Here is a 15,103-nt window from a genome sequence, read left to right as displayed (position 1 = left end):
CGATTGGGTTGAGGGGTGACGTACCCCTGGCGGCCTGATCAACTGATCGCTGTCGGTTCCTGGTGGGACGAACGGCGTGCCTCGCACACCTGTAATCCCGAATGCCCATAGCGGCACGCTGCAATGGCTGCGCCGCCGTTGGATAGCGCTGGTTGTAATCCATCGGAAAACTCATACTCGGCAACGCTTAATCCGGCGATGCCAGAATCAGATGGTTCGTCCCATTAGCCTCTCAGGCTCAGGAATCTCCCAATAATGAAACGGCTGTTTATGCTCGGCCTGATGGCCGGTCTTTCGCTGCAATCTATCGCCGCCGAACCTCGTTCCCCTTTGCTGGATGACAAGCCGGCCTTTATTGCCAGCCTTATCGAGCAGATGACGCTGGAAGAGAAAATCGGCCAGTTGCGGTTGATCAGCATCGGCGGCGACATGCCGCGCGAACGCATCCTCGATGAACTGAAAGCGGGCCATATTGGCGGCACCTTCAATACCGTCACCCGCCACGACAACCGGCCGATGCAACAGGCAGCCCTGCGCAGCCGGATGAAGATCCCGATCTTCTTTGCCTATGACGTGGTGCATGGTCATCGGACGATCTTTCCCATCGGTTTGGGCCTGGCCTCAAGCTGGGATCTCGACACAATCGCCACCAGTGGCCGCGTGCAGGCCATCGAAGCCAGTGCTGACGGCCTGGACATGACCTTCGCGCCTATGGTCGACATTTCCCGCGATCCACGCTGGGGCCGTACATCCGAAGGCTTCGGTGAAGATCCTTATCTGGTTTCGGAAATCGCGCGCACCATGGTGCAGGCCTATCAGGGCGATTCGCCAGCTGCGGCGGACAGCGTGACCGCGAGCGTCAAGCATTTCGCCCTGTACGGTGCGGTCGAGGGCGGGCGTGACTACAACGTGGTGGATATGAGCCCGATGCGCATGCATCAGGACTACCTGCCGCCTTATCACGCTGCTATCGAAGCCGGGGCGGGGGGCGTGATGGTGGCGCTCAATTCCATCAACGGAGTGCCGGCCAGCGCCAACACCTGGCTACTGCAGGATCTGCTAAGGCGCGACTGGGGCTTCGACGGCGTTGCTCTCAGCGATCACGGCGCGATCAGCGAGCTGATGCGTCATGGCGTAGCCAAAGACGGCCGCGAGGCGGCAAAGCTGGCGATCAAGGCCGGCATCGATATGAGCATGGCCGACTCGCTGTATCGCGAGGAACTGCCGGGGCTGGTGGCATCGGGTGAGGTCGGTATCGGCGAAATCGACACGGCAGTGCGCGAGGTGCTTGGCGCCAAGTACGACATGGGCCTGTTCCACGACCCGTTCCGACGCATTGGCTCGGCCAACGACGATCCGGCAGACGTCAACGCGGAAAGCCGTTTGCATCGCGAGGCCGCCAGAGCCGTCGCGCGTGAATCGATCGTGCTGCTGGAAAACAAGGGTCAGACCTTGCCGCTGCAAAAGCGCGGGACCATTGCGCTGGTCGGTCCGCTGGCCGATTCGCCGGTCGACATGATGGGCAGCTGGTCCGCTGCGGGCGTCGCTAAACAGTCGGTGACCCTGCGCCAGGGCTTGCTCGACGCGTTGGGTGACAAAGCCGTTCTGCGTCACGCCCGCGGCGCCAATATTACCGACGACCCGCACATGGTCGAGTACCTGAACTTTCTCAACTGGGACAACCCCGAGGTGGTGCAAGACCCACGCTCACCCGAAACGATGGTTGCCGAAGCGGTCGCCATTGCCAAACAGGCCGACGTGATCGTTGCCGCAGTCGGTGAATCGCGCGGCATGTCCCATGAAGCGTCGAGTCGTACCAGTCTGCAGATCCCGAAAAGCCAGCAAGCACTTCTGAAAGCGCTCAAGAACACCGGCAAGCCGCTGGTGCTGGTGCTGATGAATGGCCGTCCGCTGGATCTCAACTGGGCGAAGGCCAATGCCGATGCGGTTGTAGAAACCTGGTTCAGTGGTACCGAAGGGGGACATGCCATCGCGGATGTGCTCTTTGGCGATCAGAATCCCGCTGGCAAGCTGCCGATCTCTTTCCCGCGTTCGGTGGGGCAGATTCCTACCTATTACAACCACCTGCGCGTCGGCCGGCCCTATGTCGAGGGCAAGCCGGGCAACTACACCTCTCAGTACTTTGAGGAGCCCAATGGGCCGCTTTATCCCTTCGGCTATGGCCTGAGCTACACCGACTTCGAATTGTCCGAGGTGCGCTTGTCCAGCCCGAACATGCCGCGCGGCGGCGGCCTGGAAGCAAGCGTGACGCTCAAAAACGCCGGGTCGCGTGACGGTGCGACGATCGTGCAGTTGTACGTACGGGACGAGGTGGCATCGGTGATTCGTCCGGTGAAGGAGCTCAAAGGGTTTCGCAAGGTTTTCCTCAAGGCCGGCGAGACGCGGGAGGTCCGATTCAAGCTCGAAGAGGAGGACCTGAAATTCGTTAACGCGCAACTCGAGCGGGTTGCCGAGCCCGGCGTGTTCGAGGTGCAGATCGGGTTGGATTCGGAACGGGTCAAGCGGGGGCAGTTCACCCTTCTGTAAGATATCGAACTGACCGCAGGTCGCCTGGCCTCAGCCCTTTACCGCTGGGCGTTAGGCGACGGCATGCGATGTGAAAAAAGACCTCTCCAGGTAGCTATCCGGCGCACATGCGGCGTGGGATGATTTGCCGCTTTGCTTGGCTCCGCAGGGAATCATTTGTCGCTGCGGAAGACCAACAACAGCAAACCGGGCCGCAACGCGGTCAGCGGTAATCGTGATTGCTCAGGAGGCGATGTGTCACGTACCTATCATTTCAAATCAGGGGCTCGCTCAGGTCGGGCACTGGGAATGACGTTGAGTCTGTGTTTGGGTCTGTTTGCCTGCAGTAGCTGGGCATTCAGCCTCGATGATGTCGCGGCCAAGGCGGAAAAACTGGCGGCCGAAGGCTATGCAGCGCCGAAGAGCAATCTGCCGCCGGTGTTCCGCAACATGGCGTTTGCTGACTATCAGCAGCTGCGCTTCCGCGGTGACAAGGCGCTCTGGCATGACGCGCCGACGCCTTTCGAAGTGCAGTTCTACCATCAGGGCATGCACTTCGATGTTCCGGTGCGGATCAACGAGATCACCGCCAACGGCGTCGAGAAGGTGCGCTATAGCCCGGAGATGTTCGAGTTCGGCAACGTTGAGATCGAACCTGCTGCGCTGGAAAACCTTGGGTTTGCCGGTTTCAAAGTGCTTTATCCGCTGAACAAGCCGGATAAGGCCGATGAGCTGATGACGCTGCTCGGCGCCAGCTATTTCCGGGTAATCGGCAAGGATCAGGTATACGGCCTGTCTGCACGCGGTCTGGCTATCGATACAGCGCTGCCGAGCGGAGAGGAGTTTCCACGCTTCCGCGAATTCTGGATCGAACGCCCCGAAGCTGACCGTCGCAACCTGGTGATCTATGCGCTGCTTGACTCTCCGCGCGCCACCGGTGCTTATCGGATGGTGGTCACGCCGGGCAAGGACAGCACGGTCGATGTCAAAGCGCGGGTCTATCTGCGTGAGCCGGTGGAGAAGCTGGGCATCGCTGCGCTCACCAGCATGTATCTGTTCGGCGCCAACCAGCCAAGCGAACTGCTCAACTACCGGCCGCAGCTGCACGACTCCGAGGGGCTGGCGATTCATACCGGCGCTGACGAGTGGATCTGGCGGCCGCTGAACAATCCCAAACGGCTGGCTATCAGCAGCTACGCAGTCGAGAACCCGCGCGGTTTCGGGCTGCTCCAGCGTACCCGCGACTTCGGCCGCTACGAGGATCTGGACGACCGCTATGAGCTGCGGCCCAGCGGCTGGGTCGAGCCCAAGGGCGATTGGGGCAAGGGTCGCGTGGAACTGATCGAAATTCCTACGCCTGATGAAACAAACGACAATATCGTTGCCTTCTGGGTCCCAGAGCAGCGACCGGAGCCCGGCGAGCCGCTGGATTTCGAGTACCGGCTGCACTTCACTATGGATGAACCTGCGCTGCATGATCCGAAACTTGCCTGGGTCAGCCAGACACGCCTGTCGGCAGGCGATGTCAAACAGTCCAACCTGATTCGCCAGCCTGACGGCAGCACGGCGCTGATCGTGGATTTCATCGGCCCCAACCTGGCCGAGCTGCCTGCAGACGCGCCGGTCAGCACGCGGGTCAGCATTGGTGACAATGCCGAGCTGGTTGAAAACAACCTGCGGCATAACCCGGTGACCGACGGCTGGCGTCTGACCTTGCGTTTGAAGGTTCGAGATCCCAAACAACCGGTTGAACTAAGGGCAGCGCTGGTGGATGGCGAAAAGACGCTTTCCGAAACCTGGAGCTACCAGATCCCGACCAATGAATAGTCCCGTGGACCCTTCGATAACAGGGCGCTATATCAGCCAGTTGCCCCTTGATGACCCGCAACGCCAAGCCCTGATCAAGAATATGGCTCAGGGCGATGGAGCGCTGGAGGATATTCATCGGGCATTGGGCCGGGCTGTGCCAACTGCCAGTGACGTCGAGCCGAGCGGAGGCGATTTGCTGGGCTCGGTCGCCGCTCGCCTGAAACTCGGCTGGGGCGAAACCCTGGAGCGTGCCAAGGCGCTAACGCGCGACCATCAGGGGCGCGTCTGCATTGAGTCGACACCTCCCATCGTGCGTACGCGCATGGTGCCGGAGCCTTGGCACACCAACGTGTTACGACTCAGCTGGTGGCGCTTGCTGCGCAAGAAGAACCGCACGGTGGAAATGCCTCCGGCTCAGTCCGCCGATCGTTCGGGTTGGCGCAGGGTGGCGGCGGTCCGGCGGGCTACATTGCTGGTGCTAATGCTGCTGCAGACAGTGGTTGCCACCTGGCACATGAAATCGGTGCTGCCGTATCAGGGCTGGGCGCTGGTCGATCTGCAGGAGGTGTTCCAGCAGCCGCTGCAAGAATCGGCACGGCAGATTCTTCCGTATGTTGTGCAAACCAGCATTCTGTTGCTGTTCGCCCTGTTGTTCTGCTGGGTGTCGGTGGGTTTCTGGACCGCGCTGATGGGCTTCTTTCAGCTGCTCAAGGGCAATGACCGCTACAACATTTCGGCGACTACCCTTGGCGACGAGCCAATCCCACGCGAGGCGCGCACGGCGTTGGTGATGCCGATTGCCAACGAGGATGTGCCGCGTGTATTCGCCGGGCTGCGCGCGACGTTCGAGTCGCTCAAGGCGACGGGACAGCTAGAGCATTTCGACATCTTCGTGCTCAGCGACAGCAATGATCCCGACACCTGTGTCGCCGAGCAGAAGGCCTGGCTGGAGGTCTGTCGCGAAGTCGATGGCTTCGGCCATATCTTCTACCGACGTCGCCGCCGCCGTGTGAAGCGCAAGAGTGGCAACATCGATGACTTCTGCCGTCGCTGGGGCAGCAGCTACCGCTACATGGTGGTGCTCGATGCCGACAGCGTGATGAGCGGCGATTGCCTGACCAGTCTGGTGCGGCTGATGGAGGCCAACCCTGGCGCAGGTATCATCCAGACGGCGCCGAAGGCTTCGGGCATGGATACGCTGTACGCGCGCATGCAGCAGTTCGCCACACGGGTCTACGGTCCGCTGTTCACGGCCGGGCTCAATTTCTGGCAGCTGGGCGAGTCGCACTACTGGGGCCACAACGCGATCATCAGGGTCAAGCCGTTCATTGAGCATTGCGCCTTGGCGCCCTTGCCCGGCACGGGCTCGTTCGCTGGCGACATCCTCTCCCACGACTTTGTCGAGGCGGCTCTGATGCGTCGCGCAGGGTGGGGCGTGTGGATTGCCTATGATTTGCCGGGAAGTTACGAGGAACTGCCACCGAACCTGCTCGACGAACTCAAACGCGACCGTCGCTGGTGCCACGGCAACCTGATGAACTTCCGGCTGTTTCTGGTCAAGGGCATGCACACGGTGCACCGATTCGTGTTCTTGACCGGGGTGATGTCCTACCTGTCTGCGCCGCTGTGGTTCGTCTTCCTGGCGTTGTCGACGGGGCTGCTGGCGATTCACACCCTGATGGTGCCGGAATATTTCCTGCAGCCGAACCAGCTGTATCCCTTGTGGCCGCAATGGCACCCGCAGGAAGCCATCGCGCTGTTCACGGCGACCTTGACGCTGCTGTTCCTGCCGAAGCTGCTCAGCGTTTTGCTGATCTGTATTCAGGGCGCTCACGAGTACGGCGGGCGCACTCGTCTGTTGTTGTCGATGCTGCTGGAGAGCCTGTTCTCGATGCTGGCCGCGCCGGTGCGCATGTTGTTCCACACGGTATTCGTCAGCGCTGCGTTTCTAGGCTGGTCGGTGCAGTGGAATTCACCGCAGCGCGCCGATAACGCGACACCGTGGAGCGAAGCCTTGCGTCGGCACGGCCCGCAAATGCTGCTGGGCGTGCTCTGGACGGCATTGGTGGGCTGGCTCGACCCTGCCTTCCTCTGGTGGCTGGCGCCAATCGTGGTTTCGCTGATCCTGTCGGCGCCTGTATCGGTTATCACCAGCCGTACCGGTCTCGGTCTTGCGGCGTTTCGCCGTAAGCTGTTCCTGATCCCGGAGGAGTTCAAGCCGCCGCAGGAGCTGGCATCGACCGACCGCTATACGCGGGAGAACCAGGCCAATGCCCTGACGAAAGGCTTTATCGCGGCCACTGTCGATCCGATCTACAACGCGCTGGTGTGCGGGATGGCGCGGGCGCGGCATGCCAAGGTGGTGCCGGGTGCCGAGTTGCTGCGTGAGCAGCGGATGCAGCAGATCCTCGATGCAGGACCGAACGGTGCTGCCGAAGCGGCCCGCTGGCGCTTGCTGAACGATCCGGACGGTATGGCGCAGCTGCACTCGCGGGTCTGGCAGGATCAGCGCTACCAGGCGTGGCGCGACGCCTACCGCCAGCCTGACTTCGGTAAAGAAGCCTCCGGCATCGAACCAGTTGCAGCGTCCTAGGGCTAAACCGAAAGGCCTCCGCGGCGTCTGATCGAGACGCGGCGGGGCAGCCGATCAATGAGCGTGATCGCTGCCGTCGGCGTGACGGTAAATATCAGGCTTGGCCTCCATCGCCCGATGATGGTCTTCAGCCGAGCGCATGTCGCCATGGTGATCGGCTGTAGCACCGGGTGCACCGCTGGGCATGTGAGTCTCGCCGCCGCCGTGATGATGGCCATTGCTGGTTGCCACCAGTGTTCTATATTCCATGGCTGTTAGCGCTGGCAGCTGCTCGAGCAGGGCGACCAGTTCCCAGATGTAGCGATCTTCCATGCTCTGGCCCCAGGCGGGCATGCCGGTGGCTTTGATCCCGTGTTTGATCGTCCAGAAATCCTCAGCCGGGTCGCGCTTGCGGTTGACGTCAGCCAGATTCGGCGGCGCAGGGTTGAGGTTCTCACTCAGTTCTGTCGGGCCGGACCCTGGCGCGAGATGGCAGGCGACGCACATGGCCTCGTAGTTACCGGCGCCCGAGCGAATCAGTTCAGCATCGCTCAGTTCTGGCACTTCTATAGCTTCGGCGCGAACCGCGACGGAGCGTTGGCGGGCTGTCTCCAATAGCGCCCGGATCGGGCCGCTATGCGGAACGTCGGCCGCGACATTGACGACTCCAAAGTACACCACGGCAGTAGCTGCCAGAATCAAGGCCAACGCAGCCAGTAGCAATGTCGTCAGGGTTTTGAGCATCATCCATTACCTCAGAACCAGAATCGGATGCCCGCCACCAGGCGGGCCTCGCTTGTGTCTTCACCTTCAGCCCGCTGCAGCTCGGCGCTGTTGCCGTAAGCCCGGCTCCAGCTGACGCCCACGTAAGGCGCAAACTGTCGACTGATTTCATAGCGCAGCCGTAGCCCAATGCTGGCATCGCTGAGTCCGGAGCCGATGCCACGGGATTCGTCCGTGCGACCATGTAGATTGATCTCTGCCGTGGGCTGAAGCACCCAGCGCTGAGTCAGCAGCATGTCGTATTCGGCTTCCAACCGGAGCGCTGACTGGCCGCCCTCGCCAATAAACGCCGTGGCTTCGGTTTCCAGCCCATACAGTGGCATTCCCTGCAGGCCGAATGCAGCCCAGGTTTGCGGCGAGCCGGGTTTGAAGTCCTGGCGGACACCGGCGACGGTTTCCCACCAGGGTCCGATGGCATGGCTCCAGAGCAGCTGCAGTTCCGCTTCTTCGGTATGCCCATTGGTTCGCTCGCCTTCCGAGCGAAAGGCCAGCCGATCGATGTCCCCGCCAGCCCAGCCGCTCAGATCCCAGGCCAGCGTGCTTCCGGCGTCGGCGTCCTGCCATTCCAGCTCGTCGGCGACAAACATGAAATGGCTGCTGCCCTGATGCATGCCGTGATCGGGCAGGTCGGGAAAGGCCGCCTCGATGTCGGCGGGGCTAAGGGTTGGGACCGGGGGGCGTGTTGCCTCTCCCGGCGGGATCCCCGTTGGTGGGGGATGCGGCATTGCATGCCCTGAATGATCCATCGTGCGATGGTCCATCATGCCGTGGTCCGGCTGCATGTGATCCTGACCATGCTGTTCAGCGGGCGCGGGCACCGCCGGTGGGTGACCGGCATGACCCGAGTGGTTCATCGCTTCCTGCGCGTGGCTAGTGGCCGCAGCCAGGCAGAGCGCGCCGAGCAGCGCGACCTTAATGGTCATGCTCGGGGCTCTTTTCGTCGCTCCCTTGGGGTGGCTGCGGGCCCTTGCCCATGCTGCCGTGGTCCATCTGCCCGGACCCCATGTGCTCTTTGTGCATCTGCATCATCGTGTCGTGATCCATGCCCTCGTGGTCCATCCCCATCCCCTCATGGGACATCATTCCACCTTGTTGCGTCTGCGGGTGGCCGGCCTTGGGAGCGGTTTGCTGCGGCGAGGCTCCTTCCGGATGATGGCTGTCGTGCTCGGTCTGCGCCTGCAGCGCAGTAAAGGGCAAGGCCGTGAGGAAGCCGAAAGCAATCAGCGAGTTGCGTTTGAAAATGCTCATGAGGTTCTCCTTCATTCTTCGACCCGGACTTCGCGGAACATCCCGAGGTCCATGTGCATCAGCATGTGGCAGTGATAGGCCCAGCGCCCCAGTGCGTCAGCCGTGACGCGATAGCTGCGTTTGGAGCCGGGTGGCATGTCGATGGTGTGCTTGCGTACCTGGAACTGACCCTTTTCGTCCTCCAGGTCGCTCCACAACCCGTGCAGGTGAATGGGGTGGTGCATCATGGTGTCGTTGACCAGCACGAAGCGCACCCGCTCGCCGTACTTGAGACGGATCGGCTCGGATTTCGCGTACGGAATGCCGTCGAATGACCAGGCGAAGCGCTCCATGTGGCCCGTGAGGTGCAGCTCGATGGTGCGTGTCGGCTCACGGCCGTCCGGGTCGGGAAAGGTGCTGCGCAGGTCTGCGTAGGTCAGTACTCGGCGGCCGTTGTCGCGCAGGCCGATACCCGGATCATCCAGCTTTGGCAACGGCATCATCGTCTGCATGTCGACCAGCGGATTGCCGCTCTCACTGGCAGGGTGCGTCTGCATCTGAGCGCTGGCTACGGCGCTGCCACCATGGCCCATAGCCGAATGATCCATGCCGCCCATGCTCGATGGTTGCATCTGGCTGTGGTCCATCTGGCCGAGTTGTGGCGCTTCGTGCTGCATGGACGGCTGGGCCGCATGCGCGCCATGATCGCCATGGCCCATGTCTTCCATGCTCAGCTCGGGACGCGCGTCGAGCTCGGGCACCGGCGCGCTCAGTCCTTGGCGAACGGCCAGCGTGCCGCGAGCGTAGCCGCTGCGATCCATCGACTGGGCGAAAAGCGTGTAGGCCGGCTGGCTGCCGTCCGGCGAGACGATGACGTCGACCGTTTCAGCCACAGCCAGGCGCAGTTCGTCGACCTCGACCGGCTCGACTAGCTGGCCGTCGACAGCCACCACGGTGAGCTTCAGGCCGGGAATGCGAAAGTCGAAATAGGTCATCGCCGAGCCGTTGATCAGACGCAGGCGCACCGGTTCGCCTGGCTCGAAAACGCCAGTCCAGTTGTCGTCCGGAGCCTGACCGTTGAGCAGGTATGTGTAGGTTTCGCCGCTGATGTCGGCGAGATCGGTGGGCGTCATCTTCATCTTCGCCCAGGCCCAGCGATTACTCATCGTCTCGCGCCAGCCCTGGTCCGCCACATCATTGATAAAGTCGCCCAAAGTCCGCCGTCCGCGGTTGTAGTAGTCGGACTGCTTTTTCAGCTTGTCGAGTACGCGCGCCGGGCCTTCATCGGTCCAGTCGGTGAGCATCACCACGTAGTCCCGCGCATATTCGAAGGGCTCGGGCTCGAGCGGATCGATAACCAGTGGTCCGTAGACACCAAGCTGTTCTTGGAAGGCCGAATGGCTGTGATACCAGTAGGTGCCGCTCTGTTTGACGTGGAACCGGTACTCGTACATGCCGTTCGGCGCGATGCCGGCGAAGCTGAAGCCCGGCACGCCATCCATGTTGGCGGGCAGCAGGATGCCGTGCCAGTGGATCGAGGTGTCCTGCGGCAGGCGGTTACGCACCCGTAGCGTCACGGTGTCGCCTTCGCGCCAGCGCAGCAGCGGGCCCGGGATGCTCCCGTTGATCGCCATCGCGGTGCGTTCACGGCCGCTGAAGTTCACGCCGAGCGAGTCGATGGTCAGGTCGAATTCGGTGCCTGCCAATATACCTTGGTCGTTCGACTGGCCGGGGCGTGCCACAGCCCAAACGGGCTGACGCCAAACGCCCAGCCCGGCGACAAGGCCTCCGGCGGCCAGGCTTTTGACGAAGGTACGGCGCGAGGATGTACTGCGCATGGAGATCCTGTTTGGTCAGCTTTGAGTGCAATTACGCCCGCCAACGCTGAGGCAGGCGGGCGAAGAGGTTTCGGCCAGATTCACTCTGCCGGGTAGTTTGCCAGGACTAGGTCAGTGCCCTTGGCAGTCAGGCCGATGACCTGATAGGCCTGGGCCGGCTGGCCATAATCCATGCCGGGCGAGCCAGCTGGCATGCCGGGCGCAGCGACACCAAGCAGGTCGTCGCGCTGCTGCAGCTCACGGATCTGTGCGACTGGCACGTGACCTTCAACGAATTTGCCGTCGATCACGCCGGTGTGGCACGAGCCTAGCCTCGGGGCGACGCCCAGGCGCTGCTTGACGGCCGACATGTTGCTTTCTACGTGGTCGCGGACTTCGTAGCCATTGTCCTGCAGGTACTTGACCCAGTCCTTACAGCAACCGCAGTTGGCGTCCCGGTGCACGTCGATCACATCGGCGGCATGGGCGCTGCCGGCCATGAACAGAGCGGCGATGATCGCGAGTTTGGGTTTGATGAAACGCATGACAGCTCTCCTGAATGAGAAATCAACGACAACCGCAGCCGCTGCCGCAGCCTTTCTTGGGTGCGGCGTCCGGGGTAGTCTGGGTCGCGAGCTGAGCGGGATAGCCGGCCTCGTCCAGCGCGGCAATCAGCGCAGCATTGTCGGCATCCCCGTCGACGCGTACCCGTCCGCTTTGCAGGTCGACCTCGACGGCATTGACTCCGCTAACGGTGTTCAATGCTAGAGTGACGTGTCGAACGCAGGCACCGCACGTCATGCCTTGAACCTGAAGCTGGGTGAAATTCATGAGAAGCCCTCCGTTGGTGCCGGTCAGTCCGGCTAGGCTTGATCATCAACCTTGTCCTTATGGCAAGGTCAAGGTGCTACAACGAACGCTTTATCTGGATACCACCATAGCCTGATGCGGCTTTCTGCAAGCTGAGCGGAACATTACTTTTCTGTCAGCTTGTGGTTCGTTAGCGGTGATACCGGCAGACTTGGGCGATGAAAAAGAGGACGAGCCGAATGAAGCTTCTGGTCGCTGAAGACGAACCGAAAACCGGGACCTATCTGCAACAGGGCCTCAGCGAGGCAGGATTCTCAGTCGACCGCGTTACCAGCGGCACCGACGCCTTGCAGCATGTGCTGAGTACGCCCTACGACCTGCTGATCCTGGACGTGATGATGCCGGGGCTGGACGGATGGGAAGTGCTGCGTATGGTTCGTGCGGCAGGGCAGGAGGTGCCGGTGTTGTTTCTCACCGCGCGCGATCGCGTAGAGGACCGGGTCAAGGGGCTGGAACTGGGCGCTGATGACTACCTGATCAAACCCTTCGCCTTCTCCGAACTGCTGGCGCGGGTACGCACGCTGCTGCGCAGAGGCAGTGCGGCTACCTTGCAGACCCAGCTGAGCATTGCCGATCTGGAGGTGGATCTGCTCAAGCGCCGCGCTATCCGTGCCGGTCAGCGAATTGACCTGACCGCGAAGGAGTTCGCCTTGCTGGAGCTGCTGCTGCGTCGGCGCGGCGAGGTACTTCCCAAATCGCTGATCGCGTCGCAGGTCTGGGACATGAATTTCGACAGCGATACCAACGTCATCGAGGTGGCGATTCGCAGGCTTCGCGCCAAAATCGACGATGGTTTCGAGCCCAAGCTCATCCACACCGCGCGAGGCATGGGCTACATGCTCGACGAGCCGGACCCAAGCTGATGAAGCAGTTGTCGCTAACCGCCAGGCTGAGCCTGATGTTCATGTTGGCGGTCACCGGCGTACTCGGCGCGGCGGGCTTCTTCTTCTATCAGCTGAGTCAGCACCATTTCGACGAACTGGACCGGCACACGCTGGAAGACAAGCTCCGGGCCGGCCGCGAGCTGCTGAAAGGCGTCGATGACCTAGCCCAATTCGATGCGCTGCGCCCGCAACTGCAGGCCTTGCTCGGCGGCCATAGTGATCTGGTGGTAAGGATTGTCGACGCCAAGGACAGGTTGCTGTTCGCCGCGAGCGGTGCCACTAGTTCGGCGAAAACGCATGCGCACGGCTCCGCCGACGGCGGGGTGCGGCGTGAAACCCGGGTATGGCGCCGCAAAGCCGGTGTGGTCGAGGTGGCGGGGAAGCCCCTGAGCATCGAGTTGGCGCTCGATATCACCACACACAAGGTGTTCTTGCGCACCCTTGCGGGTTGGCTTTGGGGGGCGCTGGTGCTCTGTGCCCTGCTCAGTGGCGTGCTCGGCTGGCTGTTGGCGCGCAGCGGCCTGAAGCCGTTACGCGAGGTCACCTTGGTGGCGGCATCGGTGTCGGCGAAGTCGCTGACCGAGCGCATTCCGACCGAGTCGACACCGGCCGAACTGCAGCAACTGGTGGTGGCCTTCAATGCGATGCTGGCGCGGTTGGAGGATGCCTTCGTGCGGCTGTCGAACTTCTCAGCCGACATCGCCCACGAGTTGCGCACGCCGCTGTCCAACCTGATGACGCACACCGAGGTGGTGCTGACCCGTGCACGCAGCCGCGAGGATTATCAGGAGAACCTCTATTCGAACCTGGAAGAATTGCGCCGCATGGCGCGGATGATCGACGACATGTTGTTCCTGGCGAAAGCTGATAACGGCCTGATCATCCCCGAGGAGCAATCGATCGAATTGCACGCGTTGTGCGAAAAACTGCTGGATTTCTACCAGCTGACCGCCGATGAGCGCGGTATCCGCTTCCTGCTATCAGGTGATGCGCAGCTCCGGGGCGATCCCGCCATGCTGCACCGGGCACTGTCGAATCTGCTGTCCAACGCACTGCGTTACACGCCCGATGGCGGCACGATCCGGCTGGATATCACGGCGACCGGCCAGAATGTGGCGTTGAGCATCGGCAATCCCGGTGCGAGCATCCCAGAACAGCACTTGCCGCGACTGTTCGACCGTTTCTATCGCGTCGACCCGGCGCGGCGTGAGGGCAACCCGAACAACGCTGGACTGGGCCTGGCCATCACCCGTTCGATCATCGAAGCGCACCATGGCGAGATCCATTGCAGCAGCCGCGACGGCTGGACGTCGTTCGACATCCTGTTCCACACCCGTGGCTGATCATGGGCGGTAGCGTTCGCTGGCTTTGGAGCGGTTCGTTAACGGTGAACACGTCGCTGATCGATACCCAGCACTGGCCAATCCGGGCTGCACGTGTTTGCATCGGTCTACCGCTTTACCTGCAACTTGCTGGCTATCCTGCTCGGCAAACAGACGCGGCGGATGGAGGTGCCATGAACATCGAACGATGCGAAGAGCTGCTCGACTGGACCAGCCACGCCCATACCCGACTGTCCACCTGCATGACCGAGGGCGCAGAGGACCGCAGCGACTCGTTGGCCAAGATGCTGCTGGTCTATCTCGCGCAGCACGAGCAAGAGTTGACCCGTACGATTGCACGGATCAAGGAACACGCCGACCCGCGCGCCCTGCAAGCCCGGCTGCCCGAGGCGCTAGAGGGTGACGTGGTTGCGCTGGACCTCGACGGTGAGGCCTATGCACAGATGGGTGTCGACGATATCTCACGAGAAGTGTTCGCCATCCACAACCGGATCATCGATCTGTATCGCTCGCTGGAAAAACGGCCTGGACTGGGCAAGGCGAGCGAGCTGCTCGGCGAGATGCTCCAGCTCGAGGAGCACGAGACCATGCGGCTGGCGCAACAGGTCAATCGTATGCACGAACTGTGATCGACACGCTCAGCTGAACGGGGTCAGACCACATAGCGCAGGATGGCCACGAAATGCAGCAGGCTGCCGCCGATGACAAACAGGTGCCAGATGCCGTGCCAGTGGCGGAAGCGCTGATCATAGGCAAAGAAGACGATGCCCACCGTATAGAGCACGCCGCCGGCAACCAGCCAGCTGAAGCCGGCAGTGCCGAGTGCGGCGAGCAGTGGTTTGACCGCCACTAGCACAATCCAGCCCATGACCGCGTAGATGACAATCGACAGCACCCGCGCTTCCGACCGTGGTTTGATCTCCTGCAGCATGCCGATGACCGCCAGTGACCAGACGATCCCGAACAGCCACCAGCCCCAGCTGCCGCGCAGGGTGACCAGGCAGAAGGGTGTGTAACTGCCGGCGATCAACAGATAGATCGACAGGTGATCGAGCTTTTGCATCACCGCTTTGGCGCGGCCTCGAACGCTGTGATAAAGCGTGGAGGTGCTATACAGCAACACCAGGGTAAAACCGTAGATGGCGACGCTGACGATCTTCGCCAGGTCTCCATCCATGGCTGCCAGGGCCAGCAACCAGACCGTTCCGATGAGCGCTAGCACGCCACCGGTCAGGTGCGTCCAGGCGTTGAATTTTTCTCCGTGATACATCG

At 61.9% G+C, this 15,103-nt stretch carries 13 protein-coding genes; 6 read left to right on the top strand and 7 right to left on the bottom strand.

Features of this window, described 5'->3' with window-relative positions; genetic code table 11:
* Positions 1-255: 255 nt before the first annotated feature.
* The 3 genes from bglX to mdoH all read left to right on the top strand — a co-directional run bounded on the left by bglX (position 256) and on the right by mdoH (position 6,928).
* Positions 256-2,547 (top strand): beta-glucosidase BglX, encoded by a 2,292-nt coding sequence (bglX, locus tag ACQKIK_RS12375; RefSeq protein ID WP_499136141.1) that lies wholly within the window; start codon positions 256-258, stop codon positions 2,545-2,547.
* Between the two features lie 288 nt (positions 2,548-2,835).
* Positions 2,836-4,353: a glucan biosynthesis protein G gene (locus ACQKIK_RS12370; protein ID WP_499136435.1), complete on the top strand. Its 1,518-nt coding sequence runs from the start codon at positions 2,836-2,838 to the stop codon at positions 4,351-4,353.
* A complete protein-coding gene (mdoH, locus tag ACQKIK_RS12365) occupies positions 4,346-6,928 on the top strand; it encodes a glucans biosynthesis glucosyltransferase MdoH (RefSeq protein WP_127839706.1) in 2,583 nt (860 codons plus the stop codon). Before ACQKIK_RS12370 ends, mdoH begins: the two co-directional genes overlap by 8 nt.
* A 54-nt stretch (positions 6,929-6,982) precedes the next feature.
* Here mdoH and ACQKIK_RS12360 read toward each other — a convergent pair whose 3' ends face one another.
* The 6 genes from ACQKIK_RS12360 to ACQKIK_RS12335 form a co-directional block, all read right to left on the bottom strand.
* Positions 6,983-7,651 carry a c-type cytochrome gene (locus tag ACQKIK_RS12360; RefSeq protein ID WP_499136434.1) on the bottom strand — a complete coding sequence of 223 codons (669 nt, stop codon included), beginning with the start codon at positions 7,649-7,651 and terminating at the stop codon, positions 6,983-6,985.
* Between the two features lie 11 nt (positions 7,652-7,662).
* Positions 7,663-8,613, bottom strand: a complete 951-nt coding sequence (locus tag ACQKIK_RS12355; RefSeq protein ID WP_499136139.1) for a copper resistance protein B — start codon at positions 8,611-8,613, stop codon at positions 7,663-7,665.
* Positions 8,603-8,938 (bottom strand): hypothetical protein, encoded by a 336-nt coding sequence (locus tag ACQKIK_RS12350; RefSeq protein WP_499136138.1) that lies wholly within the window; start codon positions 8,936-8,938, stop codon positions 8,603-8,605. Before ACQKIK_RS12350 ends, ACQKIK_RS12355 begins: the two co-directional genes overlap by 11 nt.
* An 11-nt stretch (positions 8,939-8,949) precedes the next feature.
* On the bottom strand, positions 8,950-10,755 hold the full coding sequence (locus ACQKIK_RS12345) for a copper resistance system multicopper oxidase (RefSeq protein ID WP_499136136.1): 1,806 nt from the start codon (positions 10,753-10,755) through the stop codon (positions 8,950-8,952).
* An 80-nt stretch (positions 10,756-10,835) separates the two neighbouring features.
* On the bottom strand, positions 10,836-11,279 hold the full coding sequence (locus ACQKIK_RS12340; protein ID WP_216706768.1) for a DUF411 domain-containing protein: 444 nt from the start codon (positions 11,277-11,279) through the stop codon (positions 10,836-10,838).
* A gap of 22 nt (positions 11,280-11,301) precedes the next feature.
* A complete protein-coding gene (locus ACQKIK_RS12335) occupies positions 11,302-11,565 on the bottom strand; it encodes a heavy-metal-associated domain-containing protein (RefSeq protein WP_499136135.1) in 264 nt (87 codons plus the stop codon).
* A gap of 218 nt (positions 11,566-11,783) precedes the next feature.
* Here ACQKIK_RS12335 and ACQKIK_RS12330 point away from each other — a divergent pair, with 218 nt between their 5' ends.
* The 3 genes from ACQKIK_RS12330 (at position 11,784) to ACQKIK_RS12320 (ending at position 14,460) form a co-directional block, all read left to right on the top strand.
* Entirely contained in the window at positions 11,784-12,467 is a 684-nt protein-coding gene (locus ACQKIK_RS12330) for a heavy metal response regulator transcription factor (protein ID WP_499136134.1), read from the top strand.
* A complete protein-coding gene (locus ACQKIK_RS12325; RefSeq protein WP_127839701.1) occupies positions 12,467-13,831 on the top strand; it encodes a heavy metal sensor histidine kinase in 1,365 nt (454 codons plus the stop codon). Before ACQKIK_RS12330 ends, ACQKIK_RS12325 begins: the two co-directional genes overlap by 1 nt.
* 173 nt (positions 13,832-14,004) lie before the next feature.
* Entirely contained in the window at positions 14,005-14,460 is a 456-nt protein-coding gene (locus ACQKIK_RS12320) for a hypothetical protein (RefSeq protein WP_127839700.1), read from the top strand.
* A 23-nt stretch (positions 14,461-14,483) separates the two neighbouring features.
* On the opposite strand, the gene trhA is transcribed toward ACQKIK_RS12320, so the two are convergent.
* Complete coding sequence (trhA, locus tag ACQKIK_RS12315; RefSeq protein WP_499136133.1) at positions 14,484-15,101, bottom strand: PAQR family membrane homeostasis protein TrhA; 618 nt, start codon at positions 15,099-15,101, stop codon at positions 14,484-14,486.
* Between the last annotated feature and the right edge of the window lie 2 nt (positions 15,102-15,103).

The sequence above is a fragment of the Pseudomonas sp. NPDC047961 genome, assembly GCF_050272435.1.
In the GTDB taxonomy this organism is placed as follows: domain Bacteria; phylum Pseudomonadota; class Gammaproteobacteria; order Pseudomonadales; family Pseudomonadaceae; genus Stutzerimonas.
Note: the sequence above shows the minus strand (reverse complement) of the source record. Positions and strands in the feature narration are given on the sequence as shown.

Coding starts and splice junctions, on each gene's coding strand:
- bglX (WP_499136141.1), top strand. CDS start 256: ATGAAACGGCTGTTTATGCTCGGCCTGATGGCCGGTCTTTCGCTGCAA.
- ACQKIK_RS12370 (WP_499136435.1), top strand. CDS start 2,836: ATGACGTTGAGTCTGTGTTTGGGTCTGTTTGCCTGCAGTAGCTGGGCA.
- mdoH (WP_127839706.1), top strand. CDS start 4,346: ATGAATAGTCCCGTGGACCCTTCGATAACAGGGCGCTATATCAGCCAG.
- ACQKIK_RS12360 (WP_499136434.1), bottom strand. CDS start 7,651: ATGCTCAAAACCCTGACGACATTGCTACTGGCTGCGTTGGCCTTGATT.
- ACQKIK_RS12355 (WP_499136139.1), bottom strand. CDS start 8,613: ATGACCATTAAGGTCGCGCTGCTCGGCGCGCTCTGCCTGGCTGCGGCC.
- ACQKIK_RS12350 (WP_499136138.1), bottom strand. CDS start 8,938: ATGAGCATTTTCAAACGCAACTCGCTGATTGCTTTCGGCTTCCTCACG.
- ACQKIK_RS12345 (WP_499136136.1), bottom strand. CDS start 10,755: ATGCGCAGTACATCCTCGCGCCGTACCTTCGTCAAAAGCCTGGCCGCC.
- ACQKIK_RS12340 (WP_216706768.1), bottom strand. CDS start 11,279: ATGCGTTTCATCAAACCCAAACTCGCGATCATCGCCGCTCTGTTCATG.
- ACQKIK_RS12335 (WP_499136135.1), bottom strand. CDS start 11,565: ATGAATTTCACCCAGCTTCAGGTTCAAGGCATGACGTGCGGTGCCTGC.
- ACQKIK_RS12330 (WP_499136134.1), top strand. CDS start 11,784: ATGAAGCTTCTGGTCGCTGAAGACGAACCGAAAACCGGGACCTATCTG.
- ACQKIK_RS12325 (WP_127839701.1), top strand. CDS start 12,467: ATGAAGCAGTTGTCGCTAACCGCCAGGCTGAGCCTGATGTTCATGTTG.
- ACQKIK_RS12320 (WP_127839700.1), top strand. CDS start 14,005: ATGAACATCGAACGATGCGAAGAGCTGCTCGACTGGACCAGCCACGCC.
- trhA (WP_499136133.1), bottom strand. CDS start 15,101: ATGTATCACGGAGAAAAATTCAACGCCTGGACGCACCTGACCGGTGGC.